This window comes from Roseateles chitinivorans (assembly GCF_050632145.1).
GTDB classification, from domain to species: Bacteria; Pseudomonadota; Gammaproteobacteria; order Burkholderiales; family Burkholderiaceae_C; genus Roseateles; species Roseateles chitinivorans_B.
Map to the genome: position 1 here is coordinate 3594267 of NZ_CP192577.1, position 26990 is coordinate 3621256.

Here is a 26990-nt window from a genome sequence, read left to right on the forward strand (position 1 = left end):
AATGAACCGGCCTCACGACCCCTTCTTCGACGGTGACCAGCGCGCCCGCGGCCCCGGCCTGCGCCTGGCCGCGGAAGACGGTCAGCGTGCGCCCGGCATCCCGGACGCGCCGCACGACCCGCTCGCGGACCTGGCTCAGCAGCCGGCGGTCGATCCGCTGCTGCAGTGCCTGTCCTGGCTGACGCAGCATCACGGTCGAGCCCGTTCGGTCGAATCGCTGCGTGCCGGCGCGCCCGTCGAAGGCGCGCTCAGCCCCGACCAGGCGATCCGCCTGATGCGCGAAGCCGGCTACAACGCCGGCCTGCTGCGCAAGGGCATCGAAGAGATCAACCAGCTGCTGCTCCCGGCGGTGCTGCTGCTCAACGGCGGCGACGCCTGCGTGCTGGTGCGCCGTCTGGACGACGACGGCTCGGGCGCGGTCCGCTACGAAGTCGTCTTCCCCGGTCCCGAAGCCGCCAGCTGTGTCGCCCCGGCCTCCGAGCTGGATCAGGAGTACAGCGGCTTCATCCTCGCGATCGCGCCGCAGGAGGTCTCGCAGGCCAAGCCGATCAGCGGCGCGAAGGACGACACGCCGCTGCTGCAGGCCGATTCGCACTGGCTGTTCGGCACGCTCAAGCGCTTCATCCCGTACTACCGCTCGGCGATGCTTGCCGCGCTGCTGAGCAACGTGCTCATGATGGTGTCGGGCCTGGTGACCTCGGTCATCTACGACAAGGTCATCCCGCACCAGGCCTTCGTCACGCTGTGGACGCTGGCGGTCGGTGCCGGCCTGGCACTGGTCTTCGACCTCTTCGCGCGCCAGCTGCGGGCGCACCTGATCGACCTGGCCGGCCGCAAGACCGACCTGATCGTCGGCGCCAAGCTGTTCCGCCAGACGCTGGGCGTGCGCATGGAACATCGTCCCGCGTCGGCCGGCTCGTATGCGCATTACCTCGCGCAGGTGGAAGTCGTGCGCGACTTCTTCACCTCGGCCACGATGTCGGTGCTGACGGACCTGCCGTTCGTGATCCTCTTCGTCGCGATGACCTTCATCATCGGCGGTCCGCTGGGCTGGGTGCTGATGGTGGCGATCCCCCTGATGCTGCTGATGAGCTTCGGCATCCAGGGCTACCTGCGCCGCGCGATGCGCACCAACATGACCGAGGCGGCCGACCTGCACGGCACGCTGGTCGAGGCGCTCGAAGGCCTCGAGGACCTCAAGACCACCGGCGCCGAAGGCCGCTTCCTGAGACGCTACGAGCACAGCACCGCCATCGTCGCCGAGTCCGCGCTCAAGGCCCGCACGATGGCCAGCTGGAGCATGAACATCTCGATGACCATGCAGCAGGCGATCAACCTCGTGATGCTGGTCTGGGGCGTCTACCTGATCAACGAAAGCGTCATCAGCGCCGGCGCGCTGATCGGCGCGGTGATGTTCGCCGGCCGCGCCACGGTGCCGCTGAACAGCCTGGTGAGCCTGGCGACCCGCTACCAGGGCGCCCGGGCGGCGATGCTGTCGCTGAACTCGGTGATGAGCGCCCCGGTGGAGCGCGACTCCGCCCGCAATTACGTGCCGCTGAACCAGATCACCGGCCGCATCGGCCTGAACGACATCGGCTTCTCCTATCCCGCGCAGGGCGACGCGCAGTCGCCCAAGGTGCTGCGCAGCGTCACCATGCGGGTGCAGCCGGGCGAGCGCCTGGCGATCCTGGGTCGCATCGGCAGCGGCAAGTCGACCGTGCTGCGCATGCTGGCCGGCCTGTACCAGCCGACCGAGGGCCACGTCGAGATCGACGGCATCGACCTGCGCCAGGTCGATCCGGCCGAGTTCCGCAGCAAGGTCGGTTTCGTGTCGCAGGAGCCCCGGCTGTTCCACGGCACCCTGCGCGACAACGTCCTGATGGGACGCCATGTCGACGCGCAGCGGCTGGTCGAGGTGGCCAAGCTCACGGGCCTGGACCGCGTCGTCTCCGGTCACCCGATGGGCTGGGACCTGCCGGTGGGCGAGATGGGCTCGTTGCTGTCGGGCGGCCAGCGCCAGCTGGTGGCGCTCGCGCGCAGCCTGGTCACCAAGCCGCAGATCCTGCTGATGGACGAGCCGACCAGCTCGATGGACGCGCAGTCCGAGATCGCCTTCCTGCGCCAGCTGCGTGACGCCGCCGGCGATTGCACGCTGATCATGGTCACGCACCGTCCGGCGGTGCTGGAACTGGTGTCGCGCATCGTCGTCGTCGATACCGGCCGTCTCGTCATGGATGGTCCGCGCGACCAGGTCCTGGCCGCGCTCTCCGGGGCCCGCCCGCCCGGCCAGCCGCAGCAGCAGCAACCTCAGCCGGGCCAGCAGCCGCAAGGCGCGCCCGTCCATGTCCATCCTGCCGCGCAGGCCGTGAACCGCGCCGCGTCCGTGTGACGCCCGTCCGCCGCCCGCTCTGAAGTCATCCCCATGTCGCAGTCCCGCACCCTCAGCCGCGAAGAAGGCCTGTTCGTCGGCAGCGTCCAGTCGGCGCTGATCGACGAGCCGCTGCCGCGCGCCGTCTGGGCGCTCTACCTGATGGCGGCCGTGCTGCTGGTGGGGCTGGCCTGGTCGTCGATCGCGACCGTCGACGAGGTCACCCGCAGCGACGCGCGCATCGTGCCCGACGGCAAGGAGCAGGTCATCGCCAGCCTGGAGTCCGGCACGCTGGGCAAGCTGCTGGTCCATGAAGGCGAGGAAGTCGAGGCCGGCGAGGCGCTGGCCGAGCTGGACCCGACCCGCGCCGAGGCCGCCGAGAACGAAAGCCAGGCCAAGCGCCTGGGCCTGATGGCGCAGGTCGCGCGCCTGCGCGCCGAGGCGCTGGGCGTGCCGCTCAAGTTCCCCGACGAGGTCAAGGGCGTGCAGCGCCTGGTCGACAGCGAATCCGAGGTCTTCGACACCCGCCGCCGGGTGCTCGAGGAAGCCACCGCCAGCATCAACCGCAGCATCGGGCTGCTGGCCACCGAGCAGAAGATGGCGCAGGACATGGCGTCCAAGGGCTTGATGTCCAACGTCGAGGTCATGCGCGTCACGCGCCAGGTCAACGAGCTGCAGCAGCAGCGCAACGAACGCATCAGCCGCTTCCGCCAGGACTCCAGCTCCGAGCTGTCGAAGGCGCAGACCGACCTCGCGCAGCTGGATGAGCAACTGGTCGTGCGCCGCGACGCGGTCACGCGCTCGGTGCTGAAGTCGCCGGTCAAGGGCCTGGTCAAGAACATCAAGATGAACACGGTGGGGGGCGTGATCACCTCCGGCACGCCGATCATGGAGATCGTCCCCATCGGTCCGCGCATCCTGATCGAGGCCCGCATCAAGCCCAAGGACATCGGCTACATCCAGGTCGGCCAGACGGCGATCGTCAAGCTCAACGGCTACGACTTCAACGTCAACGGCGGCCTGCACGGCAAGATCGACTACGTCAGCCCCGATGCGCTCGGCGAGACCGAGAAGAACAACGAAGGCACCTACTACCGCGTCCTGATCACGGCCGAGCGCAACACGCTGCGTGCCAAGGGCGAGCCGCTGCCGGTCATTCCCGGCATGACGGCGATGGTGGACATCCGCACCGGCGAACGCTCGGTCCTGAGCTATCTGCTGCGTCCGATGCTGAAGTCGAAGGAAGCCCTCCGGGAGCGTTGAGTCCGCGCCTCATCCATGCCGCCGCCCGCCCTTGCGCGGGCGGTTTCATTTGTAAGCCCCGTCTGAAGGTCACGAACAGTCCGGTTGCACGCCGCTTATCGGCGCTTCGCTTTCCCGCCGGAATGGTCCAGTAGAGGCCATGGGAAATTGCTTGCAGTACGCGCGACCATGACCGAAACCACCCGGCGCCGGAGCCATCGGCGCGCCTCCATCCCTTCCTTCCGGCTGAACGCCGGCGCGGCCGTCGTGCTGACGGCGCTGTGCGCCTTCAGCGCGTCCGCCTGGGCGCAGGATCCGCCCCCGAGCCGCTGTTCCGACGAGCGCACGCTGCCGCCCGCGCAGCTGTCCGCCAAGGACTCGACGCTGCTGGACGTCGGCGACTCCGACCCGCGCGTGCAGCTGCAGGAGCTGGTCAACCGATCGCTCAACCGGAGCAAGGCGCTGGGCGCGACGCGCATGCTGACGCAGGCCGCCGAGGCCGACTTCGCGGAAGCCAAGGCCCAGCGGCTGCCGACGGTCACCATGGGCCTGACGGCCGGTCACACCGGCTCGGTCGTGCCGGGCAACGGCTCGATCGACAACTCGAGCGGTCTGCAGGGACGCGGCTCGCTGAGCGTCACCGCGCCGATCTACGACTCCGGCCGCATCACGAAGCTCACCGAGTGGCGCTCGCAACTGCTCGAGGCCGCGCGCTACGGGCAGTCGAGCGCCGAGGAGCAGGTGGCGCTACAGACCGTCTCGCTGGCGCTGGACCGCGGGCGTTATCAATTGCAGGCCCAGGTCTACAGCCAGTACGTGCGCAAGATGTCGTGCCTGGTCGAGGCGCTGGAAATCATCACCAAGGCCGACCGCGGTCGCGCCAGTGAGCTGGTGCAGGCGCAGAAGAGCCTGCAGCAGGCCGATCTCTCGTATGAGCAGACGACCTCCGCGCTGCGCCAGACCGAGGTGCGCCTGAAGCGCTTCGTCGGCGATGAGCTGCCGCGCGGCGCGGCGATGAGCTCGGTGCTGGCACGGCTGCCCGATCTCAACGAGATGCTGGCCGATGTCATGGTCTCGCCTGATGTCTCGGCCGCCGCGGCCCAGGCCCAGGCGCAGCGCAGCTACGCGGAATCGGTGCGTGCCGGCCAGCAGCCCAGCGTGAGCCTGCTGGTCAGCGGCAACTCGACGATCGGCCAGGCGCGGCAGACCGACTGGATCGGCGGCGTCACCGTGAACATCCCGATCGTGCAGCCGGGCGCGGACTCGGCGCTGACCTCGGCGCGGCGACGCGCGCAGGCGGCATCGCTGCAGCGCGACGAGACGATCGAGGCCAAGCGCTATCGCGTGCAGGAGATGTACGAGGCGGCGTCCTCGTCGCTCGACCGCTCGCGGCGGCTGGTCGACATCCTGCGCAGCAGCGAACGCGTCCGCGGCTTCACGCTGCAGCAGTGGCAGCAGCTCGGCAAGCGATCGCTGTTCGATGTGATGGCCGCGGAAGGCGACTACTACTCGAACCGCATCGCCCACGTGAACGCGCTGTACGACGCGCAGCAGGTGGTGGCGATCATCTGGTCGCAAGGGCGCGGTGTGGTGACCCCACTGCGCTGAGGAACGGTCCCTGACCTCGGCCTGCCAAGCGCGGGCTCTCCACGATGCAGGAGGCCTCGCGTCCGCGAACTTCCCGCATCATTCCGGCCCCACGATCTCTCGTTGACGTTACCCTCTTTGCCAGGCTTTGTCATCGCAATGAAAAAGCCGCCCCGAGGGGCGGCTTTTCCATTCGGGAGAACCGAATTACTTGCGCAGGGCGCGGCGGCGTTGGGCGAAGCCCACGCCCGCCAGGGCCAGGCCGACCAGGGCCAGCGTGCCGGGTTCCGGCACGTTGATCACGACCGAGCCGTCCAGCGTCGATTGACGGATCAGGGCGCCGGTGTTGGTGACCACGAGGTCGCCCGGGGCCGGGACCGGCGGGTTGACGTTGGTGTCCAGGATCCAGCTGACCGAGATGTTGTTCTGCAGCCAGTTGCTGTATAGGGTGCCCAGGCCGACGCCCGAGTTGAAGAAGTCCTGCACGAAGGTGTCGCCACCGTTGGCGCTGTAGTCGACGAAGCCGCTGATGAACAGGTTGTTCAACGACGAGTTCGAACCGGTCACCTTCAGGCTCAGCACCGTCTTGCCGGTGTTGGGATCCGCCGGGCCGCCCTGATAGATCAGGTTCAGCACGCCGCCGGTGTAGGCGACGCTGTCGGAGACGCCGTCACCGTTGGTGTCGATGGTCTGGCCGAACAGGTCATAGCTGTAGGTCAGGCCCCAGGTGCCGCCACGGCCGTCGGCGCCAGCGCCCACGCCATACGTCGGGAAGCTGTCGCCCTTGACGAAACCGTTCTGGTTCGTGCCCGAGTTGTTCAGCGAGTCGATGTTCTTCTCGCCTGGGTCACCGGGGTAGCGGAAGTTTTCACCGGGGACGCCCGGGTTGGCCAGGCCGTTGATCGACGGGAAGCCGAAGCTGTCCATCGTCGCTTGACGGTTGGTGTCGATCACGGACGTGCCGGGGATGGCCGGGTTGCCCAGATAGACCGAGGTGGCCAGGGTGCCGGTGTAACCCAGCGCCGAGAAGTTGCCGGTACGGGTGGAGCCGTCCGGTTGCAGCAGGAAATCGGTCCCGGTGTTGATGAACAACGGGGCGGCCATTGCCGGCAGCGCCGCGCCAGCGACCACCAGGGCGGCCAGTGCGAGCTTTGCTTGCTTGAACATGTGTCTCTCCTTGAGGATGCGTCTTGCCAGAAGCACGTTAGGAAGCGGCACGTGCCGGCTTCTTGGCGGACATCAAAGCGAGGACCGTGCCAGCGAACTTTCCGCATTGAAAATCAAGGACTTAACATTCAGATGCGGGAATCTTCTACGGGTCTTGTCAAGTTTCTCGACAGCGGTCCGGCCCGCATATCAGGGGGTGGTGAGGGGGTGATGAGGGGTCTCGAGCGGAGGGGCGGTGAGGCAGGCCGGCCCCGGCCGGGGTGGCGCGTATCACCCTCAAGGGGGTCTCGCCGGGCTTTTCCGCCGTTGATCGTCATGGCGTCGGCGCATACTCGTCGCCTGCGCCGCAGGGAACGGTTCCGCGCGATCCGTCGGCGGCGCGATTCGAATAAAGGGAGAGCCCATGACGCGAGACACCCCCTCCGGTTTCGTCTTTGATTACGACCGCGCGTTCTCGCGCAATATCGGCTGGGTCACGAAGGACGAGCAGCAGCGTTTGCGCCGGGCGCGCGTGGCGGTGGCCGGGCTGGGAGGGGTCGGCGGCGCGCATGTGCTGACCTTGTCGCGCCTGGGGATCGCCAATTTCAATATCGCCGACTTCGACGAGTTCGACGTCCACAACATGAATCGCCAGGCCGCGGCCTTCATGTCGTCGATGGGGCGTCCGAAGATCGACGTGGTCGCCGAGATGGCGCGCGACATCAATCCGGAAAGCGATATCCGCCTTTTCCGCGAGGGCGTCACCGACGCCAATCTCGACGAGTTCCTGAAAGGGGTCGACGTGTATGTCGACAGCCTCGATTTCTTCGTGCTCGAGGTGCGTCGCAAGGTTTTCCGGCGTTGTCGCGAGTTGGGCATCCCCGCGATGACCGCCGCGCCTCTGGGGATGGGCACTGCCTTCCTGTACTTCAGTCCGACCGGGATGAGTTTCGAGGACTATTTCCAGGTCGATGGTCGCGACCACGAGGACCAATATGCGCGCTTCATCGCCGGGGTGTCGCCGGCAATGCTCAGCCGACAGTATCTGGTGGCGCCTGAGGCCGTGAATTTCAAGGAAAAGCGGGGGCCGTCCACCGGCATGGCCTGCGAGTTGTGCGCGGGCCTGATGGGGACCAGCGTGCTGAAACTGCTGCTGAATCGTGGTGCCTTGCGCGCAGCGCCATGGGGTATGCATTTCGATGCCTATCGCGGCCGCCTGCGCCACACCTGGCGGCCTTGGGGAAATGCCCATCCGCTGCAGCGTCTGCTGATTGCGCTGATCAAGCCGGTGCTGCGCGGGAAATAGCGTGGAACTCCGCCCGGTTGCGGGTTTTCCATGAGCGCGTCGTGAGGCTCCCGTGAGGTTTTGGTCGAGGTTTGCGCAGGGGTTGGCGCCGAGTTGTTTCGGGGTTGTATCCGGATGGTTCCCGACCCGGATCCGCTAGCACGGAAATCGATCACGTCAGGGAGGGATCGCCCTCAGTCCAGGGGGTTCCACACCCGTGCGCGCTGAGGTGCAATCCGGTCAGCTTCCAGAGGGGTGGACATGGTGAAGAACACTGGATTGAAGATCGCTTCCATCAAGGCGGCGCATGCTGCATTGCTGGCCGCCGCCGCGGCGCTCGCCGGCTGCTCGACCACCGGCAACCTGCCGCCCGCGCCGGTCGCCGCCTCCCAGGCGGACTACAGCTATGTCGTCGGTGCCGGTGACCAGCTCAACATCATCGTGTGGCGCAATCCGGAACTGTCGCTGACGGTGCCGGTGCGCCCCGACGGCAAGATCGCCGCCCCGCTGATCGACGAGCTGCAGGTGCAGGGCAAGAACTCCGTCGAGGTCGCCCGCGACATCGAGAAGCAGCTCGGCAAGTACGTGCGCGATCCGGTGGTGACCGTGATCGTGACCAGCTTCGTCGGCCCGTACAGCGAGCAGATCCGCGTCGTCGGCGAAGCCGCCAAGCCGATGTTCCTGCCCTACAAGCAGAAGATGACGCTGCTGGACGTGATGATCGCCGTGGGCGGCCTGACCGATTTCGCGGCCGGCAACTCGGCCTCCATTCTGCGGACCGCCGAAGGCAACAAGCAGTACTCGGTGCGCCTCAAGGACCTGATCCGTCGCGGCGACGTGTCCGCCAACGTCGAGATGCGTCCCGGCGACATCCTGATCATCCCGCAGAGCTTCTTCTGATCAAGGCCCGGGCCGCGCGCGGACCGTCAGGTCCGCGGCGCCGCCCGGCAGGCGAGGCCGGGAACGTTTCCCTGCCTCGCGCCGGTCCCGCAAGCCACGCTAGTCCCGCAGTACCGGCCCGCTCCCAACCGGGCCCCGCCGGCGCTCCCGCCGGTGCAACAGAGATCGCCGCATGGATTCCCTCATCGCGCAACTGATGGCCGTGTTCAAGCGGATGTGGCGCTACCGCTGGCCGGGGCTCATCGCATCGTGGCTGGCCGCCATCGCCGCGGCCGTCGTCGTGTTCGTCGTGCCCGACCGCTACGAGGCCAGTGCGCGCGTCTATGTCGACACCCAGTCCATCCTCAAGCCGCTGATGTCCGGCATGGCCGTGCTCTCCAACACCGAGCAGCAGGTCAACATGCTCAGCCGCACGCTGATCAGCCGGCCCAACGTCGAGAAGCTGGTGCGCATGGCCGACCTGGACCTGAAGGCCACCAGCAAGTCCGACCAGGACGCCCTGATCGACCGCGTCACCCGCAACCTGTCGATCCAGACCGCCGGCAACTCGGCCAACAACCTGTACCTGCTGTCCTACCGCGATTCCTCGCCGGAGATCTCGAAGAAGGTGGTGGCCTCGCTGCTGTCGATCTTCATGGAGTCCAGCCTGGGCGCCAGCCGCAAGGACAGCACCACCGCCGCGACCTTCCTGAACGAGCAGATCAAGACCTACGAGACCAAGCTCGAGGAGGCCGAGGCGCGCCGCAAGGAGTTCCGGCTGCGCAACCTGCAGCTGACGCAGGCCGACGGCAAGGACGCCGCCGCGCGTCTGGCCGAGGCGAGCAACCAGCTCGAGGCCGCCCGGCTGCAGTTGCGTGAAGCCGTCAACGCCCGCGACGCCGCGCGCCAGCAGATCGAGGCGGAGCGCAAGCGCGCCCAGCCCGGCACCAGCCTGCAGAGCCTGATGCAGGAGAGCGCGCAGAAGTTCGCGACGCCCGAGCTGGACAACCGCATCGTCGAGCTCAAGCGCGGGCTGGACCAGATGCAGCAGCGCTACACCGACGCGCATCCGGACATCGTCAACGTCAAGCGCCAGATCCGCGACCTGGAAGAGCAGCGCCGCAAGGAAGTCGCCGACCTGCAGAAGGCCGCGCTCGCCAACCCGTCGCCGACCGGCGGCCCCAACGACAGCCTGGCCAACCAGGAGCTGGCCCGCATCCTGGCGGCCAAGGAAGTCGAGGTCGCGCAGATCCGCGCCCGCGTCGACGAGTACAGCTCGCGCTACGGCTCCGCGCAGGGCGCGATCAAGCTGGCGCCGCAACTCGAGGCCGAGTTCGCGCAACTGAACCGCGACTACGACATCATCAAGAAGAACTACCAGGAGATGGTCGAGCGCCGCGAGTCGGCCTCGCTCTCGACCGACCTGGACAACACCTCCGGCGTCGCCGACTTCCGCATCATCGACCCGCCGCGCGCTTCGCCCAAGCCGGTATCGCCGAACCGGCTGATGCTGCTGGCCGCCGGCCTGGTCGTGGCGGCACTGGCCGGCCTGGTCACGGCCTTTGCCGCGAGCCAGATCCGGCCGGTGTTCCACGACCTCAACGAACTGCGGCATCGCCTGGAGCTGCCGATCCTGGGCGCCGTGTCGCGCCAGGAAACGCGCGAGGACCGGCGTCGCCAGAAGGTGGACCTGCTGCGCTTCGGCGTCGCCTCGGGCAGCCTGGTCAGCCTGTACGCGGTCGGCCTGATCGGCATGGCCATCTGGATCAGCCGCCAGGCCGGGTGAGGGAGCTTCCACATGACGAGCCTGATCGAACAAGCCGCCGCGCGGCTGGAACAACTGAAGCAGGCCGGCGTCGACGTCGGCCCGGCCGCCACTGCACCGGCGACGGCACCGGCGACCGCGCCGACGGCGTCCGCGACCGTCCATCCGGCGGCTGCCGCCACGCCAACGGTCGCGCCCGTGGTGGCGCCGGCGGCGCCGGCGGTGATCCGCAGCCCCGGGGACGTCCACTCCAAGCGTGTCGACCTGGACCTCGAGGCGCTGGCCGCCCAGGGCTTCCTCACGCCGAACGCGCCGCGCACGGTGATGGCGGACCAGTACCGCAACATCAAGCGTCCGCTGATCCGCAACGCGATGAACAAGGGCGCCTCGTCGCTCAATCACGCCAACCTGATCATGGTGACCAGCGCGCTGCCCGGCGAGGGCAAGAGCTTCACCTCGCTGAACCTGGCCATGTCGATCGCGGCCGAATTCGACAGCACCGTGATGCTGGTCGACGCCGACGTCGCCCGCCCGTCGATGCTGCGCATGCTGGGCCTGCCGCCCGGCCCCGGCCTGCTCGACGTGCTGGAGAAGGAGGCCGACATGGCCAGCGTCCTGCTCAAGACCAACGTCGACAAGCTGACGCTGCTGCCCAGCGGCCGCCCGCATGCGCGCGCCACCGAACTGCTGGCCAGCGACGCGATGACCGCGCTGCTGGACGACATGGCCAAGCGCTATCCGGACCGGATCATCATCTTCGACAGCCCGCCGCTGCTGCTGACCACCGAATCGCGGGTGCTGGCCACGCACATGGGCCAGATCGTGATCGTCGTGCAGGCCGAGCGCACCCCGCAGAGCGCGGTGCAGCAGGCGGTCGCCGCGATCGAGCATTGCCCGCTGAAGATGCTGCTGCTCAACCAGGCGAGCAACAAGCGCAGCAGCGGCTACGGCTACGGCTACGGGTACGGCTACGGATATGGCTACGGGTACGGCAACGCGGACGGACAGGGCCACGCGCCGGATGCCGCGTCCAACCCGGCTGCCGGACCGGATCGGGCCTGACACGATGACGCGGGCCAACGACCTCCGCCGCCGGCCGCAGTCCTCGGGCCGGGCGCTGTCCGCGGTGTGGCCGGATTCCCCGGTGCGGGGCGCCTGCCTGGCGGCACTGGGCCTGGCCGCGGCGCTGGCGCAGACGCCGGCCGCCGCCCAGGACGACGGCACCAGCGCCGCGGGGGCGCGCAAGGGCATCGCCTTCACGCCGCGGGTCAGCGTCTCCGAGACCTGGACCGACAACCTCGCGCTGTCGCCCGACAACTCGCGTGATCGCGCCTTCATCACGACGGTGTCGCCGGGCCTGACGATCTCCAGCAACACCGGCGCGATCCGCGGCAGCTTCGACTACACCCTCGACGGCATCCTCTACACGAAGAGCGACCGCGACGCGCGACTGCAGAACCAGCTCAGCACGCGTGTCACCGCGGAGCTGGTGCAATCGGCGCTGTTCGTGGACGTGACCGGCAACATCAGCCAGCAGGCGGTCTCGGCCTTCGGCCAGCAGTCGCCGGACGGCAAGCTGGACAGCCCCAACCGCACGGAGACCCGCACGCTGCAGGTCTCCCCGTACTGGCGCGGCCGGCTGGGCAGCTTCGCCGGCTTCGAGCTGCGGGCGATGGGGCAGATGCGCGATTCCAGCGAGGGCGGCGCCGGCGCGGCCAGCGGCAGCGGCAACAGCAAGGAAGGCGCGCTGTCGCTGAACCTCTTCGGCCCCGGCGGCCGCGAGATCAACTGGGGCCTGAGCGCGTCCACGACGCGCATGCACTTCGAGCAGACGGGCATCGACTACCGCACCACCAGCGTGATCGGTTCGCTGAACTGGGTGCCCGACGTCGACTGGAGCGTCGGCCTCACCGGCGGTCGCGAGCGCAGCGACTACTTCGGCCGCGAGACGACCTCCGTCTACGGCGCCAACCTGCGCTGGTCGCCGGGCCCGCGGACCAAGTTCGCCGCCGAATGGCAGCACCACAGCTACGGCGACAGCCACAACCTGACCTTCGAGCACCGCATGGCGCAGTTCTCGGTGCGGGCCAACAGCAGCCAGAGCGTCAGCACCGGCGAGACGCCGACGCAGGCGACCAACTACCAGCTGCTGGAACTGCAGTTCGGCAGCCTGGAGCCCGATCCGGTCAAGCGCGACGCCTTCGTGCGCGGACTGCTGGCCGCGCTGGGCCTGGACCCGAATTCGTTCAGCGGCGCCGGCTTCCTCAGCAACACCGCGTCGCTGCAGCGTCGCAGCGACCTGTCGCTGATCTGGACGGGGCCGCGCATGACCGTCACGCTCAGCGGCAACGACAACAACAGCCGCCGTCTGGTCAACTCGCCGCTGGACGTCGGCAGCGGCGACCTGGCGCTGACGGACCGCGTGCGGCAGCGCGGTGCCACGGTGTCCGTCGGCTACCGCCTGACGCCGCTGGCCAATGCGAATGTGAGCTACTCGCGGCAGAACTCCCGCGGCGACGGCGGTGTGGGGGGCAACGACATGCGCACCCTCACGGCCAACGCCACCTACCGGCTGGGCCCGCGCACCGATGCGGCCTTCGGCCTGCGCCAGACCAAGTTCGACGACACCAGCCTGTTCGCCACCAGCTATCAGGAACACGCGATCTACGCATCGCTGACCCAGCGCTTTTAAGCAGTCACCGACATGTACGAGGCCTTCTACGGGCTGGCCAGCAAGCCGTTCCAGCTCAGTCCCGATCCCAGCTTCTACTTCGGCAGCAAGCAGCATCGCCGCGCCAAGGCCTACCTCGACTACGGGGTGCTGCGCAGCGACGGTTTCATCGTCATCACCGGCGAGATCGGCGCCGGCAAGACGACGCTGGTGCGCGGGCTGCTGGACAGCCTGAACCGCAGCAACGTCGTGATCGGCAACATCGTCACGACGCAGCTGGACGCCGAGGACACGCTGCGCCTGGTCGGCGCCGCCTTCGGCGTGCGGGTCAAGGACCTGCCCAAGAGCGAGGTGCTGATGGCGCTGGAGGCCTTCTTCGTCAGCGAGGCCAGCCGCGGCAAGCGCTGCCTGCTGATCGTCGACGAAGCGCAGAACCTGACCGCCCGCGCGGTCGAGGAGCTGCGCATGCTGTCCAACTTCCAGTTCGGCAACCAGTCGCTGGTGCAGACCTTCCTGGTCGGGCAGCCGGAGTTCCGCGGCATCCTGCAGCGGCCCGAGATGGAGCAGTTCCGCCAGCGCATCGCGGCGAGCTGCCACATCGGTCCGCTCGACGAGGAGGACACGCAGCGCTACATCGAGCACCGGCTCAAGTGCGCCGGTGCTACCGACAGGCCCCGCTTCGATGCCGACGCCTTCACCGCGCTGCACCGCGCCAGCCACGGCATCCCGCGACGCATCAACACGCTCTGCGACCGGCTGCTGCTGCTGGGCTTCATGCACGAGAACCCGCATCTGACGGCGGCGGACGTGGAGGAGGTCGTGCAGGACCTGTCCAACGAGTCGGCTTCAGCGCCGGCGCCCGCGGTGCACGGGTCGGAGATCAACGGCCACGCGTCCGAGGGCGACCTGGCGGTCGATCTCGACCTGACGCGGCTGCGCTCGCGCGTGGCGCAGGGCGGCGGCCTGGACGGGGAACTCGGCGCGCTGGCCGACGGGCTTGCCGGCCTGAGCCTGGACGGCCAGGATGCCCGCCTGCAGCGCATCGAGGACAGCCTGATGCGTCTGGAACGGATCAACCAGCAGACGCTGGCGCTGCTGCAGAAACTCGTGGGAGCGATGCGATGAACACGACGACCCGTTCACCGATCCGCAATGCGATGAGCATCGACGTCGAGGACTACTTCCAGGTCTCGGCCTTCGCCCCCTACATCGCCCGCGGCGACTGGGACGCGCGCGAGTGCCGCGTCGAGCGCAACATCGCGCGCATCCTGGATCTGCTCGACGCCAAGGGCGTGAAAGCCACCTTCTTCACACTGGGCTGGATCGCGCAGCGTTACCCGCAGATCGTGCGCGAGATCGTCGCCCGCGGCCACGAACTGGCCAGCCACGGCTTCGGCCACGAGCGCGCCAGCGACCTGGACCGCGCCTCGTTCCTGAAGGACGTCGGCGACGCCAAGGCGCTGCTCGAGGACCTGGGCGGCGTCGAGGTCAAGGGCTACCGCGCGCCCAGCTTCTCGATCGGCAAGGACAACCTCTGGGCCTTCGATGTGCTGGCCGAATGCGGCTACCGCTACAGCTCCAGCGTCTACCCCATCGAACACGACCACTACGGCATGCCCGATTCGCCGCGTTTCGCCTACGAGGTCCGTCCGGGCCTGATCGAGGTGCCGGTGACGACGCTGCGCTGGCGCGGCAGGAACTATCCGAGCAGCGGCGGCGGCTGGTTCCGGCTGCTGCCCTACGGCGTGTCGCGCTGGATGATCGAGCGCTTCAACCGCATCGAGGGCCGCAGCGCGGTCTTCTACTTCCATCCCTGGGAGATCGATCCGGAGCAGCCGCGCATTCCCGGCATCGACGCGAAGACCCGCTTCCGCCACTACGTCAACATCGGCCGCACCGAGTCGCGCATCGAGCAGTTGCTCGGCGACTTCGCCTGGGCACGGATGGACGAGATCTTCCTCGCGCCGACGGGCGCCGAGCGGTTGGCGGCATGAGCGCCACGTCGACGGGCGCGATCCAGGTCAAGCACCTCGCGCTGAAGGATGCCGACGGCGCGAAGCGCTGGGACGCGTTCGTGCAAGGCTGCCCGACGGCCACCTTCTTCCACCTGGCGGCCTGGCAGCGGATCATCCGCAAGCAGTTCGGCCACGCGGGCTACTTCCTGTACGCCGAGCGCGACGGGGTCATCGAAGGCGTGCTGCCGCTGGCCGAGAACAAGAGCCGGCTGTTCGGCCATGCGCTGGTGGGCCTGCCGTTCGCGGTCTACGGCGGCGTCGCCGCGACCAGCGACGAGGCGGCCCGCGCGCTCGAGGACGAGGCGCAGGCGATCGCGCGCCGGCTCGGCGTCGAGCACCTGGAGTTGCGCAATGTCGAGCGCCGCCACCTCGACTGGCCGCACCAGGACCTCTACGTGACCTTCCGCAAGGAGATCCTCGAGGAGGAAGAGGCCAACATGCTGGCCATCCCGCGCAAGCAGCGCGCGATGGTCCGCAAGGGCATCAAGAACGAGCTGAAGGCCGAGATCGACCGCGACGTGTCGCGCTTCTTCGCGCTGTACGCCGACAACGTCCACCGTCACGGCACGCCGGCGATGCCCAGGCGCTACTTCCAGGCGCTGCTGGACGAGTTCGGCGACGCGGCCGAGGTGCTCATCGTCAGCAGCCCGCAGGGCGAGCCGCTGTCCGGCGTGCTGAGCTTCTACTTCCGCGACGAGGTGCTGCCGTACTACGCCGGCGACGCCGTCGCCGCGCGCGACCTGGCCGCCAACGACTTCAAGTACTGGGAGCTGATGCGACGCGCCTGCGGCCGCGGGCTGAAGGTCTTCGACTACGGCCGCAGCAAGCAGGGCACGGGCAGCTATTCGTTCAAGAAGAACTGGGGCTTCGAGCCCACGCCGCTGAACTACGAATACTGCCTCTACAAGCGCGAGGCCGTGCCGCAGAACAACCCCAGCAACGCCAAGTACCAGCTCATGATCAAGGCCTGGCGCAAGCTGCCCATCGGCGTCGCCAACTGGCTCGGTCCGCACATCGTGCGCAGCCTGGGCTGAGGACGACGCCATGGCCAACATCCTCTACCTGGTCCACCGGCTGCCGTACCCGCCCAACAAGGGCGACAAGCTGCGTTCGTACCACCTGCTCAAGCACCTGACCGCGCATCACAAGGTCTGGCTGGGCACCTTCGTCGACGACGCCGAGGACTGGGCCCACGTGCCCGCGCTGCAGGCGCAGTGCGAGCAGCTCTTCGCCGCCGACCTGAATCCGCTGCTGGCACGCGTGGCCAGCCTGCGCGGCCTGGCGACCGGCGAGGCGCTGAGCCTGCCGTACTACCGCCACCGCGCGATGCGCGACTGGATCGCGAGGATCGCGAAGGAGCAGCGCTTCGATGCGATCGTCGTGTTCTCGTCAACGATGGCGCAATACGCCGAGCAGCTGCGCGCCATCGCCGGCCCGGTGCCGATGCTGATCGATTTCGTCGACGTGGACTCGGCCAAGTGGACCGACTACGCCAAGGCCAACCGCTGGCCGATGTCGTGGCTGTACCGCCGCGAAGGCCGCGAGCTGCTGGCCTACGAGCGCCGCGTCGCCGAACAGGCGCGCTGCTCGTTCTTCGTCACCGAGGGCGAGAAGGCGCTGTTCCAGCGCCTGTCGTCCACCGGCGCGCCGGTCGAGGCGCTGGGCAACGGCGTCGACAGCGGCTACTTCGCCCCGTTGCCGCAGCAGGCGAATCCCTTCGCGGAAGACGAGCTGCCGCTGGTCTTCACCGGCGCGATGGACTACTGGCCCAACGTCGACGCGGTGCAGTGGTTCGCCGCCGAGGTGCTGCCGCAGCTGCGCCAGCGCTGGCCGACCTTGCGCTTCACCATCGTCGGCCGCGCACCGACGCCCGCGGTGCTCGCGCTGGCGGGCGACGCCGTGCGCGTCACCGGCACGGTACCCGACGTCCGTCCCTATCTGCAGCATGCGGCGGCCGTCGTCGCGCCGCTGCGGCTGGCGCGCGGCGTCCAGAACAAGATCCTCGAGGCCATGGCCGTGGGCCGGCCGGTCGTGGCGGCGCGCAGCTGCGTCGAGGCGCTGGGCGCCGACGGCGTGCTCGCCGGCCAGGACCTGCTGTCGGCGGACAGCGCCGCGGACTACCTGGAACTGGTCCACGCGCTGCTGAGCGCGCCGACCCGCGCCCAGGCGATCGGCCAGCAGGCCCGCGAACGCGTGCTGCGTCAGTTCAGCTGGCAGGCCCACCTCGCCAAGTTGGACGGGTATCTGCCGCAAGGACAGGTGGCATGAGCGCAGCGCAGGGCCGTCCCAAGCAAGCTCACGTCCCCTTGGGGGACCGGCTGCGGCATGCCGCGGACGAGGGGCAGACATGAGCGCAGCGCAGGGCCGTGCCAAGCAAGCTCACGTCCCCTCGGGGGACCGGCTGCGGCATGCCGCGGACGAGGGGCGCACATGAGCGCGACGACGCCTTCCGCGCTCCAGCAGCGCGGCATTCCCGATGCCTGGCGCCGCCCGCTGGCGGTGCTGGTGCTGCTCGTCGTCGCGCTGCTGCTGCTGTACCGGCAGACGGCGCTGGGCATGGTGACGATCTGGTGGCGCTCCGGCACCTTCACCCATGCCTTCCTGGTGCCGCCGATCGTGCTGTGGCTCGCCTGGCGGCGCCGCGGCATGGTCGCGCCGCTGACGCCGCGGCCGGTGCCGTGGCTGGCGCTGCCGATCGCCGCGCTCGGCGCGGTCTGGCTGTTCGCCGACTTCGCCGCGATCAACGCGGTCACGCAATTCACGCTGGTGGCGATGCTGGTGCTGCTCGTGCCGGCGGTGCTGGGCTGGCGCGTTGCGCGCGAGATGGCCTTCCCGCTGGGGTTCCTGTTCTTCTGCGTGCCGGTCGGGGAATTCCTGCTGCCGCAGCTGATGGACTGGACCGCCAGGTTCACCGTCGTCGCGCTGCGGCTCAGCGGCCTGCCGGTCTACCAGGAAGGTCTGCAGTTCATCATCCCGAGCGGCCAGTGGTCCGTCGTCGAGGCCTGCTCCGGCGTGCGTTACCTGATCGCCTCGGCGATGGTGGGCACGCTGTACGCGTACCTCAGCTACCACTCGAACCGCCGGCGGATCGGCTTCATCGCCTTCGCGCTCGCGCTGCCGCTGGTGGCGAACTGGGCGCGCGCCTACCTGATCGTGATGATCGGCCACCTGTCGGGCAACACGCTGGCTGTCGGCGTCGACCACCTGATCTACGGCTGGCTGTTCTTCGGCATCGTGATGCTGGCGATGTTCCTGATCGGCGCGCGCTGGGCGCAGCCGGAACTGCCGCTGGTGCCGCCGCCGCGCGATCCGGCGACGGCCTCGACGGCCGCCGGCGTCGGTGCGGGTTGGGCGGCCGCCGTCGCCGTGCTGCTGGCCATCGCGCTGCCGGTCACCGCCGGCGTGCTGCTGCGCCAGGGGCATTCGGCGCCGATCCCCGCGCTGCCGGCGGTGCCGGCGGAGCCGGGCTGGGCGGACCAGACCGTGCCGTCGGACGCCTGGATGCCGGACTTCGAGGGCGCCAATGCCTCGCTGCACCAGGAGTTCACCGGACCGGACCAGGTCGGCCCCGCGAAACCGCGGGTCGGTCTGCACCTGCAGTATTTCCGCGACCAGGACTACGAACGCAAGCTGGTCAGCTCCAGCAACGCCGTCGTGGCCGCCGAGGACAAGCATTGGGCCGTCACCGGTCGCGACCAGACGGAATTCGCGCCGGTCACCGGCGGCTCGGTGACGCCGGTCCCCGTGCTGACGACGCAGGTGCGCGCCTCGTCGCTGGACGCGGTGACCGCGCCGCGGATGCTGGTGTGGCATGTGTACTGGATCAACGGCCGGCCGATGACGAGCGCCTGGCAGGCGCGTGTGCGCGGCGCGCTGGAGCGGCTGCAGGGCCGCGGCGACGACGCGGCGCTGGTGCTCGTCTACACCGAGGCCGACGAGCTCGCGCCGCAGCGGCTGCAGCTGTTCCTGCGCCAGCACTGGGGCGCGATCGATGCGCAGCTCCGACGCGTGCGGGATGGCGGCGCCGGCGCGGTGCGGTCCCCGCAGGGCGCCCCTGGCGCCGCGAGCGGTTCGGGCGGTTCGAGCCTGCCGGGGGCGCCGACATGAGCGCCGGTCTCAGCGTCGAGCGCGCACTCGCGATGGCCGACGCACGGCCGCTGGTGCTGCACGTGATGTACCGCTTCGACACGGGCGGCCTCGAGAACGGCGTGGTGAACCTGATCAACCACATGCCGGCGGACCGCTACCGGCATGCGATCGTCGCGCTGACCGAGGTCACCGACTTCCGCAAGCGGCTGCAGCGCGACGACGTCGAGTGCTTCGCGCTGAACAAGCCGCCGGGGCAGGGCTTCTGGCTTTATCCCAAGCTCTACAAGCTGTTCCGCGCGCTCAAGCCCGCGATCGTGCACAGCCGCAACCTGGCGGCGCTGGAAGTGCAGCTGCCGGCCTGGGCCGCGCGCGTGCCGGTGCGCATCCACGGCGAGCACGGCCGCGACGTCGGCGACCTCGACGGCCGCAACCGCGCCTACCAGCGCGTGCGCCGCTTCTACAAGCCCTTCGTCTCGCACTACATCGCGCTGTCGCGCGACCTCGGCGACTACCTGACCGGTCCGGTCGGCGTGCCGCCCGCGCGCGTGAGCCAGTTCGTCAACGGCGTCGACACCGCGCGCTTCCAGCGCCAGCAGGTCGAGTCCATCCCGGGCTGCCCCTTCGATCCCGCCACCCACTGGCTGATCGGCACCGTCGGCCGCATGGCGCCGGTGAAGGACCAGGTGATGCTGACGCGCGCGTTCATCGCGCTGATCGGCCAGGCGCCGGACCTGCGCGCGAGCGCGCGGCTGGTGCTGATCGGCGACGGCCCGCTGCGCGCGCAGTGCCAGGCGCTGCTGGACGAGGCCGGCCTGGGGGCGCTCGCCTGGCTGCCGGGCGAGCGCACCGATGTGCCGGCGGTGATGCGCGGGCTGCATGTCTTCGCGCTGCCGTCGCTGGCGGAAGGCATCTCCAACACCATCCTCGAGGCGATGGCCAGCGGGCTGCCGGTGGTCGCGACCGAGGTGGGCGGCAACGCGGACCTGGTCACGCGCGACCTCAGCGGACTGCTGGTGCCGGCGGCGGATCCCGGGGCGATGGCCACCGCGCTGCTGCGCCTGGCGCGCGATCCGGCAATGGCCGCAGCGATGGGCGAAGCCGGCCGGGCGCGGGTGGAGCAGGATTTCAGCATGCGGGCCATGGTCGCTCGGTACCAGGGCCTGTATGACACGCTGCGCGGCCACAATGCCGGCAGCCACAAGAACTGACGGGGAAATCGACCATGTGCGGAATCAGCGGACTCTTCGATACCCGGGGGCGGCGCGACTTCGACGGCGCGCTGATGCATCGCATCAACGACTCGCTGCACCACCGCGGCCCCGATGAGGGGTCGATCCACCTGCAGCCGGGGCTGGCCTTCGGCCACCGCCGGCTGTCCATCATCGACATCGCGACCGGGCAGCAGCCGCTGTTCAACGCGGACCATTCGGTGGGCATCGTCTTCAACGGCGAGATCTACAACTACCGCGAACTGACCGCGGAACTCACCGCGCTGGGCTACCAGTTCCAGACCAAGAGCGACACCGAGGCCATCGTGCACGCCTGGTCCGCCTGGGGCGAGGACTGCGTCCAGAAGCTGCGCGGCATGTTCGCGTTCGTGGTCTGGGACAAGGCGCGCGACCAGCTCTTCATGGCGCGCGACCGGCTCGGCGTGAAGCCGATGTTCTACGCCCTGCTGGACGACGGCACGCTGGTCTTCGGCTCCGAGCTGAAGGCGCTGCTCGCGCATCCGGCCATGAAGCGCGACATCGTCCCGCAGGCGGTGGAGGAGTACTTCGCGCTGGGTTACGTCGCCGAACCGCGCACCATCTTCCGCCAGGCGCTGAAGCTGCCGCCGGGCCACACGCTGGTCATCAAGCGCGGAGAAGCGCTGGGCCAGCCGCGCCGCTACTGGGACGTCAACTTCACGACCGACAACAAGATCGACGAGGTCCAGGCGCAGGAAGAGCTGACCCGCCGCCTGCGCGAGGCGGTCAAGCTGCGGCTGATCTCCGAAGTGCCGCTGGGCGCCTTCCTGTCGGGCGGCGTGGACTCCAGCGCGGTCGTCGCGATGATGGCCGGCGAGACCAACGGGCCGGTGAAGACCTGCTCGATCGGTTTCGACGACCCGCAGTACAACGAGTCCGAATTCGCGCAGATGGTGGCGGACCGCTACCGGACCGAGCACCATGTCGAGACCGTCCAGAGTGACGACTTCGACCTGATCGACACGCTGGCGCGGCTCTACGACGAGCCCTACGCCGACAGCTCCGCGATCCCGACCTATCGCGTCTGCCAGCTCGCGCGCAAGCACGTGACGGTGGCGCTGTCGGGCGACGGCGGCGACGAGAGCTTCGGCGGCTACCGCCGCTACAAGCTGCACATGATGGAGGAGCGCATGCGCGCCAGCCTGCCGCTGGGGCTGCGCAAGCCGCTGTTCGGCACGCTGGGCCGGCTCTATCCGAAGGCCGACTGGGCGCCGCGCGTGTTCCGCGCGAAGACCACCTTCCAGGCGCTGGCGCGCAACTCGGTGGAGGCCTACTTCCACACGATGTCCGTGATCCGCGACAACGAGCGCATGCCGCTGTACAGCGCGCGCTTCAAGTCGGAGCTGGGCGGCTACAACGCGCGCGACCTGTTCCTGCGGCACGCGGAGCGCGCCAACACCGACGATCCGCTGGCGCTGATCCAGTACATCGACACGCACACCTACCTGGTCGGCGACATCAACACCAAGGTCGACCGTGCGTCGATGGCGCATTCGCTGGAAGTGCGCGAGCCGCTGATGGACCACCCGTTGGTCGAGTGGCTGGCGACGCTGCCCTCCCACCTGAAGCTGCGCGGCGGCGAGGGCAAGTACCTGTTCAAGAAGACGCTCGAACCGCACCTGCCCAACGACGTGCTGTACCGGCCCAAGATGGGCTTCGCGGTGCCGCTGTCGCGCTGGTTCCGCGGCCCGCTGCGCCAGCGCGTGCGGAACTCGTTGCTGGGGGGCCGCTCGCCGATTCGGGCATGTTCGACCTCAAGACCGTCGGCCAGATGGTCGAGCAGCATGAGAACGGCAGCCGCGACCACAGTACGCCGCTCTGGACCTTGCTGATGTACGACGCGTTCCTGCGCAACGTGATGGGCGCGACCTCGATGCGCGAAGCCGCCTGAGTCCTGTGAGTCCTGTTTCCCCGATGTCCTTCCGCTCCGCATGAAGATCCTGTACCACCATCGCACCGCGTCCAAGGACGGCCAGGCGGTCCACATCGAGGAGATGATCGGCTCGCTGCGCGCGCTCGGCCACGAGGTGCGCGTGGTCGCGCCCGGCGGCGAGTCGGCGCCCGAGGACAAGGCCAAGATGGGCGACGATACCGGCTGGGTGCACCGCCTGCGCGCGAAGCTGCCCAAGTTCGTCTACGAGCTGCTGGAGCTGGCGTATTCGCTGGTGGCCTACCGTCGCCTCGCGGCGGCGGCCCGTGACTTCCAGCCCGACCTGATCTACGAACGCTACAACCTCTTCCTGCTGAGCGGGCTGATGCTCAAGCGTCGCCTGCGCGTGCCGCTGCTGCTGGAGGTGAACGCGCCGCTGGTCGACGAGCGGACCAAGTTCGGCGGCCTCGCGCTGCCGCGCATCGCACGCTGGGCCGAGGACACGGTCTGGCGCGGCGCCGACGCGGTGCTGCCGGTGACCCAGGTGCTCGGCGCGATGGTGAGCGCGCGCGGCGTGCCGCAGGACCGGCTGGTGGTGATCCCCAACGGCATCAACGAAGAGCACTTCGACGCGGCGCCGTCGCCCGACGAGGCCAAGCGCACGCTCGGCTGGGACGGCGCACTGGTGCTGGGTTTCACCGGCTTCGTGCGCGACTGGCACGGCATGGACCGCGTGATCCGCTGGATGGCGACGGACGCGGCGCCCGCGAATGCGCGGCTGCTGCTGGTCGGCGACGGACCGGCACGGGCCGACCTCGAAGCGCTGGCCGGCGAACTGAAGCTCGGCGAACGCGTGCGCTTCACCGGCGTCGTGTCCCGCGACGCGGTGCCGGCCTACGTGGCCGCCTTCGACATCGCGCTGCAGCCGGCGGTGGTCGCCTACGCGTCGCCGCTGAAGCTCTTCGAATACCTGGCGCTGGGCAAGGCCATCGTCGCGCCGAACCAGCCCAACATCGAGGAAGTCCTGGACGACGACCTCAACGCGCGGCTCTTCGATCCGTCCCGGCCCGGCGCGCTGGAAGCGCTGCTGGCGCGCCTGGCGTCCGACGAGGCCCTGCGCCGCCGCCTGGGCGAGGGCGCACGCGCCACGATCGGCCGGCTGCAGCTGACGTGGCACGGCAACGCCGCGCGCGTCGTGGCACTGGGCCGGGCCTTGAAGAGCGGGCAGGGCGCCCGCGAGGCGCAGCAGGCCGCCCATGCGGCCGTCGCGCCGGGGGCGGGCGCGCCCGCGGTCGACGGTGCGCCGGCGGTGCCGTCCCGTGCCGGTGACGCGAAGGCCTGAGCCATGCTGAAGCTGCTGACCTTCTCGACGCTGTACCCGAGCGCGGTGATGCCCAGCCACGGCATCTTCGTGGAGACGCGCTTGCGCCACCTGATCGCGTCGGGCCAGGCCGAGTCGCGTGTCATCGCGCCGGTGCCGTGGTTCCCGCTCAAGGGGGAGCGCTTCGGCGAGTACGGCAAGTTCGCCGCGACGCCGGCGCGCGAATCGCGACACGGTCTGGACATCACGCATCCGCGCTTCGTGCGGCTGCCCAAGGTCGGCATGAGCAGCGCGCCGTACACGCTGGCCTGGACCTTCCTGCGCGCGGCGCGGCAACTGCAGGCGACGGGCTATGACTTCGACCTGATCGACGCGCACTACTTCTATCCCGACGGCGTCGCCGCGGTGATGGTGGCGCGCGCGCTGAACAAGCCGGTCGTGATCACCGCACGCGGCACCGACATCAACCTGATTCCCCAACACGCCTTTCCGCGCAAGCTGATCCTGCGCGCGGCCGACCAGGCCGACGCGATGATCACCGTCTGCGAGGCGCTCAAGGACGAACTGGTCGCGCTGGGCGCGGCGCCCGCGAAGGTCACCGCGCTGCGCAACGGTGTGGACCTGGCGCTCTTCCATCCGGCCGGCCGCGACGAGGCACGCGCCGCGCTGGGCCTGGCCGCGGGGCGCTTCACCCTGGCCTCGGTCGGTCACCTGATCGAGCGCAAGGGCCATGAACTGGTCATCGGCGCGCTCGCCGAGCTGCCCGATGTCGACCTGCTGATCGCCGGCACCGGTCCGGAGGAGGGCGCCCTGCGCCGCCTGGCCGAGTCGCTGGGCGTGACGTCCCGGGTGCGTTTCCTCGGCGCGTTGCCGCAGGCGCGGCTGCGCGAGGTCTATGCCGGCGTCGACGCGCTGGTGCTGGCGTCCAGCCGCGAAGGCTGGGCCAACGTGCTGCTGGAGGCGATGGCCTGCGGCACGCCGGTGGCGGCGTCCAACGTGTGGGGCACGCCCGAGGTCGTGGCCAGCCCCGAGGCCGGCGAGCTGATGCCCGCGCGCACCGCGGCCGGCGTGGCCGAGGCGGTGCGCCGCCTGCGCGCGTCGCCCCGCGACCGCGCGGCGACGCGGCGCTACGCCGAACGCTTCAGCTGGGACGCGACGACGCAGGGCCAGCTCGACCTGTTCCACCGCATCCTGGCCGCGCGGCGGTCGCCGGAGCTGCGCCATGCGTGACCTGCTGATGCTGGGCCTGTTCATGGCCCTGATCTACAAGACCTTCAAGGACCCGATGTGGGGCGTGCTGGGCTGGGTCTGGATGGGGGTGATGAACCCGCACCGCCTGGCCTACGGCTTCGCGCACGACGCGCCGTGGTCGATGGTGATCGCGCTGGCGCTGTTCGCGAGCCTGCTGGTCCACCGCGACAAGCTGGTGAAGTTCCCCGTCAACGCGGTCACCGTCCTGCTGGCGATCTGGATCCTGTGGATCGGCGTGTCGCCGCTGCTGTTCTCGTTCTACCCGGACAAGGAGATGAACTTCTGGTCGCGGGCGTTCAAGGTGCTGCTGATGGTGCTGGTGTCGCTGCTGGTCGTGAAGCGGCGGCGCGACCTGGACTGGCTGGTGCTGGTGCTGGTGATCTCGATCGGCTACTACGGCATCAAGGGTGGCGTGTTCACGGTGCTGTCGGGCGGCTCGGCGCGCGTGTGGGGGCCGGAGGGCTCGTTCATCGAGGACAACAACTCGCTGGCGCTGGCCACCATCATGACGGTGCCGCTGATCCGCTACCTGCAGCTGCAGGCGACCAAGCCCTGGCAGCGCCACCTGGCGACGGTGTCCATGCTGCTGTGCATGGCCTCGGCGGTGGGCTCGCAGTCGCGCGGGGCCTTCCTGGCGATCGTGACGATGTCCTTCTTCCTGTGGATGAAGAGCCGCAACAAGCTGCCGCTGGCGCTGGTCGTGCTGGTGGCCCTGCCGCTGATCTTCGTCTTCATGCCGGACAGCTGGACCAACCGGATGGAGACCATCAAGACCTACGACCAGGATTCGTCGGCGATGGGGCGCATCAACGCATGGCAGATGGCCTGGCGCCTGGCCATCGACCTGTTCCCGTTCGGTGGCGGCTTCACCGTCGCGGGACCGGCGGTGTTCGCCAAGTACGCGCCGGATCCGTCGGTGCCGCTGACGGCGCACAGCATCTACTTCCAGGCGCTGGGCGAGCACGGCTTCTTCGGCCTGGCGATCTTCGTCGGCATCTTCGCGACCACCTGGCGGCTGGCGAGCGCGACCATCCGGGCCGCCAAGGACCTGCCGGACCTGCAGTGGGCGCGGGACCTGTCGGCGATGTGCCAGGTCGGGCTGATCGGCTACGCGACCGGCGGGGCCTTCCTGAGCCTCGTCTACTTCGACCTGCCGTACTACCTGGTGCTGATCGTGGTGGTGGTGAACCGCGTCGTCGCCGCGGAGGTGGCGGGGCGCAGAAAGGCCGCCGTCGCCGCGGGGCAGGCGCCGCGCGACGTGCATTCGCCGTACTGGGGAGGCACCTGATGCTGGCATCGTTGAGCCTGCTGGGCTGGCCGCGCGGCGAGCCCGCGCTGAGCATCCTGATCTACCACCGCGTGCTGCCCGGACCCGACGCGATGCGGCCGGGTGAGATCGATGCCGCGCGTTTCGAGGCCCAGGTGTCCTTCCTGGCGGACCACTTCACGCTGATGACGGTGAGCGACGCCGCCCTCGCGCTGCGCGAGGGCCGTCTGCCGAAACGCGCCGCGTGCATCACCTTCGACGACGGCTACGCGGACAACTGGACCGTGGCGCATCCGATCCTGGCGCGGCACGGTGCGCGCGCGACCGTGTTCATCGCGACCGGCTACCTGAACGGCGGCCGCATGTTCAGCGACACGGTGGTGGAGTTCGTGCGGCTTGTCCCGGGACCGGTGCTGGACCTGTCGGCGGTGGACATGGGCGTGCATCCGGTCGCGACGACGGAGGACCGGCTGAAGGCCGTGTCCGCGCTGCAGGTGCAGCTGAAGTACCTGCCGCCGGACGAGCGCGACGCGCAGCTGGCGCGCATGCTGGCGGCGCAGCCGGTCGGGGCGATGCCGGACGACCTGATGCTCACCGACGCGCAACTGAAGCAGCTGGCCGACGCGGGCCATGAGATCGGCGGCCACACCGTGGACCACACGGTGCTGACGACGCTGTCGCCCGAGGGCGCGCGCGAGCAGGTGCAGGCGGGGCGTGACCACCTCGCGGCACTGCTGGGCCGGCCGGTGCGCAGCTTCGCGTACCCGAACGGCCGGCCGGTGCGCGACTACGACGCAGGCCACGCGGCGATGCTGCGGGAGCTGGGCTTCGAGGCGGCGGTCAGCACCGCGCCCGGCGTGGCGCTGCCGGGCGCCGACCTGTTCCAGCTGCCGCGCTACACGCCGTGGGGCAACTCCACCGCGATGTTTGCGGCGCGGATGATGCGCAACGCGCGCATGGGCGGGCCGGCGGCGGTGGTCTGAGGCC

Annotated in this window: 19 protein-coding genes and 1 pseudogene; 19 read left to right on the top strand and 1 reads right to left on the bottom strand. The window is 69.3% G+C overall.

What is annotated here, in order from left to right; all coding sequences use genetic code 11:
* The first annotated feature begins 1 nt into the window (after position 1).
* The 3 genes from ACQ86G_RS16590 (at position 2) to ACQ86G_RS16600 (ending at position 5218) form a co-directional block, all read left to right on the top strand.
* A complete protein-coding gene (locus ACQ86G_RS16590) occupies positions 2–2389 on the top strand; it encodes a type I secretion system permease/ATPase (RefSeq protein ID WP_431256371.1) in 2388 nt (795 codons plus the stop codon).
* A gap of 33 nt (positions 2390–2422) precedes the next feature.
* The gene (locus ACQ86G_RS16595) at positions 2423–3631 is read left to right on the top strand and encodes an HlyD family type I secretion periplasmic adaptor subunit (protein ID WP_431256372.1); all 1209 of its coding nucleotides are present in this window, start codon (positions 2423–2425) and stop codon (positions 3629–3631) included.
* Positions 3632–3799: 168 nt separating this feature from the next.
* Positions 3800–5218 (top strand): TolC family protein, encoded by a 1419-nt coding sequence (locus tag ACQ86G_RS16600; RefSeq protein ID WP_431256373.1) that lies wholly within the window; start codon positions 3800–3802, stop codon positions 5216–5218.
* Between the two features lie 186 nt (positions 5219–5404).
* Here the strand turns inward: ACQ86G_RS16600 and ACQ86G_RS16605 are convergent, their stop codons facing one another.
* Complete coding sequence (locus tag ACQ86G_RS16605; protein WP_431256374.1) at positions 5405–6364, bottom strand: PEP-CTERM sorting domain-containing protein; 960 nt, start codon at positions 6362–6364, stop codon at positions 5405–5407.
* 403 nt (positions 6365–6767) lie between these two features.
* Between ACQ86G_RS16605 and ACQ86G_RS16610 the strand changes: the two genes are divergently transcribed.
* The 16 genes and pseudogenes from ACQ86G_RS16610 to ACQ86G_RS16685 all read left to right on the top strand — a co-directional run bounded on the left by ACQ86G_RS16610 (position 6768) and on the right by ACQ86G_RS16685 (position 26986).
* Complete coding sequence (locus tag ACQ86G_RS16610; protein WP_431256375.1) at positions 6768–7649, top strand: ThiF family adenylyltransferase; 882 nt, start codon at positions 6768–6770, stop codon at positions 7647–7649.
* A gap of 240 nt (positions 7650–7889) precedes the next feature.
* Positions 7890–8528 (top strand): XrtA/PEP-CTERM system exopolysaccharide export protein, encoded by a 639-nt coding sequence (locus ACQ86G_RS16615; RefSeq protein ID WP_431256376.1) that lies wholly within the window; start codon positions 7890–7892, stop codon positions 8526–8528.
* A 172-nt stretch (positions 8529–8700) separates the two neighbouring features.
* Positions 8701–10293, top strand: coding sequence for an XrtA system polysaccharide chain length determinant (locus ACQ86G_RS16620; RefSeq protein ID WP_431256377.1), 1593 nt, complete (start codon positions 8701–8703; stop codon positions 10291–10293).
* Positions 10294–10305: 12 nt separating this feature from the next.
* Complete coding sequence (locus ACQ86G_RS16625; protein WP_431256378.1) at positions 10306–11334, top strand: XrtA-associated tyrosine autokinase; 1029 nt, start codon at positions 10306–10308, stop codon at positions 11332–11334.
* Between the two features lie 4 nt (positions 11335–11338).
* Positions 11339–12964: a TIGR03016 family PEP-CTERM system-associated outer membrane protein gene (locus tag ACQ86G_RS16630; protein WP_431256379.1), complete on the top strand. Its 1626-nt coding sequence runs from the start codon at positions 11339–11341 to the stop codon at positions 12962–12964.
* A 12-nt stretch (positions 12965–12976) separates the two neighbouring features.
* Positions 12977–14068, top strand: a complete 1092-nt coding sequence (locus ACQ86G_RS16635; protein ID WP_431256380.1) for an XrtA/PEP-CTERM system-associated ATPase — start codon at positions 12977–12979, stop codon at positions 14066–14068.
* Positions 14065–14937 (top strand): XrtA system polysaccharide deacetylase, encoded by an 873-nt coding sequence (locus ACQ86G_RS16640; RefSeq protein WP_431256381.1) that lies wholly within the window; start codon positions 14065–14067, stop codon positions 14935–14937. Before ACQ86G_RS16635 ends, ACQ86G_RS16640 begins: the two co-directional genes overlap by 4 nt.
* Entirely contained in the window at positions 14934–15992 is a 1059-nt protein-coding gene (locus ACQ86G_RS16645; RefSeq protein ID WP_431256382.1) for a FemAB family XrtA/PEP-CTERM system-associated protein, read from the top strand. Before ACQ86G_RS16640 ends, ACQ86G_RS16645 begins: the two co-directional genes overlap by 4 nt.
* A gap of 10 nt (positions 15993–16002) precedes the next feature.
* The gene (locus ACQ86G_RS16650; protein ID WP_431256383.1) at positions 16003–17226 is read left to right on the top strand and encodes a TIGR03087 family PEP-CTERM/XrtA system glycosyltransferase; all 1224 of its coding nucleotides are present in this window, start codon (positions 16003–16005) and stop codon (positions 17224–17226) included.
* Between the two features lie 162 nt (positions 17227–17388).
* Positions 17389–19065, top strand: coding sequence for an exosortase A (gene xrtA / locus ACQ86G_RS16655; protein ID WP_431256384.1), 1677 nt, complete (start codon positions 17389–17391; stop codon positions 19063–19065).
* On the top strand, positions 19062–20255 hold the full coding sequence (locus tag ACQ86G_RS16660) for a TIGR03088 family PEP-CTERM/XrtA system glycosyltransferase (RefSeq protein WP_431256385.1): 1194 nt from the start codon (positions 19062–19064) through the stop codon (positions 20253–20255). Before xrtA ends, ACQ86G_RS16660 begins: the two co-directional genes overlap by 4 nt.
* Positions 20256–20269: 14 nt before the next feature.
* A pseudogene (locus ACQ86G_RS16665) lies at positions 20270–22185 on the top strand (XrtA/PEP-CTERM system amidotransferase).
* A gap of 40 nt (positions 22186–22225) precedes the next feature.
* Entirely contained in the window at positions 22226–23506 is a 1281-nt protein-coding gene (locus ACQ86G_RS16670) for a glycosyltransferase family 4 protein (protein ID WP_431256386.1), read from the top strand.
* A gap of 6 nt (positions 23507–23512) precedes the next feature.
* Positions 23513–24715 (top strand): glycosyltransferase family 4 protein, encoded by a 1203-nt coding sequence (locus tag ACQ86G_RS16675; RefSeq protein ID WP_431261424.1) that lies wholly within the window; start codon positions 23513–23515, stop codon positions 24713–24715.
* The gene (locus tag ACQ86G_RS16680; protein WP_431256387.1) at positions 24708–26024 is read left to right on the top strand and encodes a putative O-glycosylation ligase, exosortase A system-associated; all 1317 of its coding nucleotides are present in this window, start codon (positions 24708–24710) and stop codon (positions 26022–26024) included. The genes ACQ86G_RS16675 and ACQ86G_RS16680 overlap by 8 nt, the downstream gene beginning before the upstream one ends.
* Positions 26024–26986 (top strand): polysaccharide deacetylase family protein, encoded by a 963-nt coding sequence (locus ACQ86G_RS16685; RefSeq protein ID WP_431256388.1) that lies wholly within the window; start codon positions 26024–26026, stop codon positions 26984–26986. The genes ACQ86G_RS16680 and ACQ86G_RS16685 overlap by 1 nt, the downstream gene beginning before the upstream one ends.
* Positions 26987–26990 lie beyond the last annotated feature (4 nt).

Coding starts and splice junctions, on each gene's coding strand:
- ACQ86G_RS16640 (WP_431256381.1), top strand. CDS start 14,065: ATGAACACGACGACCCGTTCACCGATCCGCAATGCGATGAGCATCGAC.
- ACQ86G_RS16635 (WP_431256380.1), top strand. CDS start 12,977: ATGTACGAGGCCTTCTACGGGCTGGCCAGCAAGCCGTTCCAGCTCAGT.
- ACQ86G_RS16605 (WP_431256374.1), bottom strand. CDS start 6,364: ATGTTCAAGCAAGCAAAGCTCGCACTGGCCGCCCTGGTGGTCGCTGGC.
- xrtA (WP_431256384.1), top strand. CDS start 17,389: ATGAGCGCGACGACGCCTTCCGCGCTCCAGCAGCGCGGCATTCCCGAT.
- ACQ86G_RS16630 (WP_431256379.1), top strand. CDS start 11,339: ATGACGCGGGCCAACGACCTCCGCCGCCGGCCGCAGTCCTCGGGCCGG.
- ACQ86G_RS16680 (WP_431256387.1), top strand. CDS start 24,708: ATGCGTGACCTGCTGATGCTGGGCCTGTTCATGGCCCTGATCTACAAG.
- ACQ86G_RS16670 (WP_431256386.1), top strand. CDS start 22,226: ATGAAGATCCTGTACCACCATCGCACCGCGTCCAAGGACGGCCAGGCG.
- ACQ86G_RS16625 (WP_431256378.1), top strand. CDS start 10,306: ATGACGAGCCTGATCGAACAAGCCGCCGCGCGGCTGGAACAACTGAAG.
- ACQ86G_RS16645 (WP_431256382.1), top strand. CDS start 14,934: ATGAGCGCCACGTCGACGGGCGCGATCCAGGTCAAGCACCTCGCGCTG.
- ACQ86G_RS16595 (WP_431256372.1), top strand. CDS start 2,423: ATGTCGCAGTCCCGCACCCTCAGCCGCGAAGAAGGCCTGTTCGTCGGC.
- ACQ86G_RS16685 (WP_431256388.1), top strand. CDS start 26,024: ATGCTGGCATCGTTGAGCCTGCTGGGCTGGCCGCGCGGCGAGCCCGCG.
- ACQ86G_RS16600 (WP_431256373.1), top strand. CDS start 3,800: ATGACCGAAACCACCCGGCGCCGGAGCCATCGGCGCGCCTCCATCCCT.
- ACQ86G_RS16615 (WP_431256376.1), top strand. CDS start 7,890: ATGGTGAAGAACACTGGATTGAAGATCGCTTCCATCAAGGCGGCGCAT.
- ACQ86G_RS16660 (WP_431256385.1), top strand. CDS start 19,062: ATGAGCGCCGGTCTCAGCGTCGAGCGCGCACTCGCGATGGCCGACGCA.
- ACQ86G_RS16620 (WP_431256377.1), top strand. CDS start 8,701: ATGGATTCCCTCATCGCGCAACTGATGGCCGTGTTCAAGCGGATGTGG.
- ACQ86G_RS16610 (WP_431256375.1), top strand. CDS start 6,768: ATGACGCGAGACACCCCCTCCGGTTTCGTCTTTGATTACGACCGCGCG.
- ACQ86G_RS16650 (WP_431256383.1), top strand. CDS start 16,003: ATGGCCAACATCCTCTACCTGGTCCACCGGCTGCCGTACCCGCCCAAC.
- ACQ86G_RS16590 (WP_431256371.1), top strand. CDS start 2: ATGAACCGGCCTCACGACCCCTTCTTCGACGGTGACCAGCGCGCCCGC.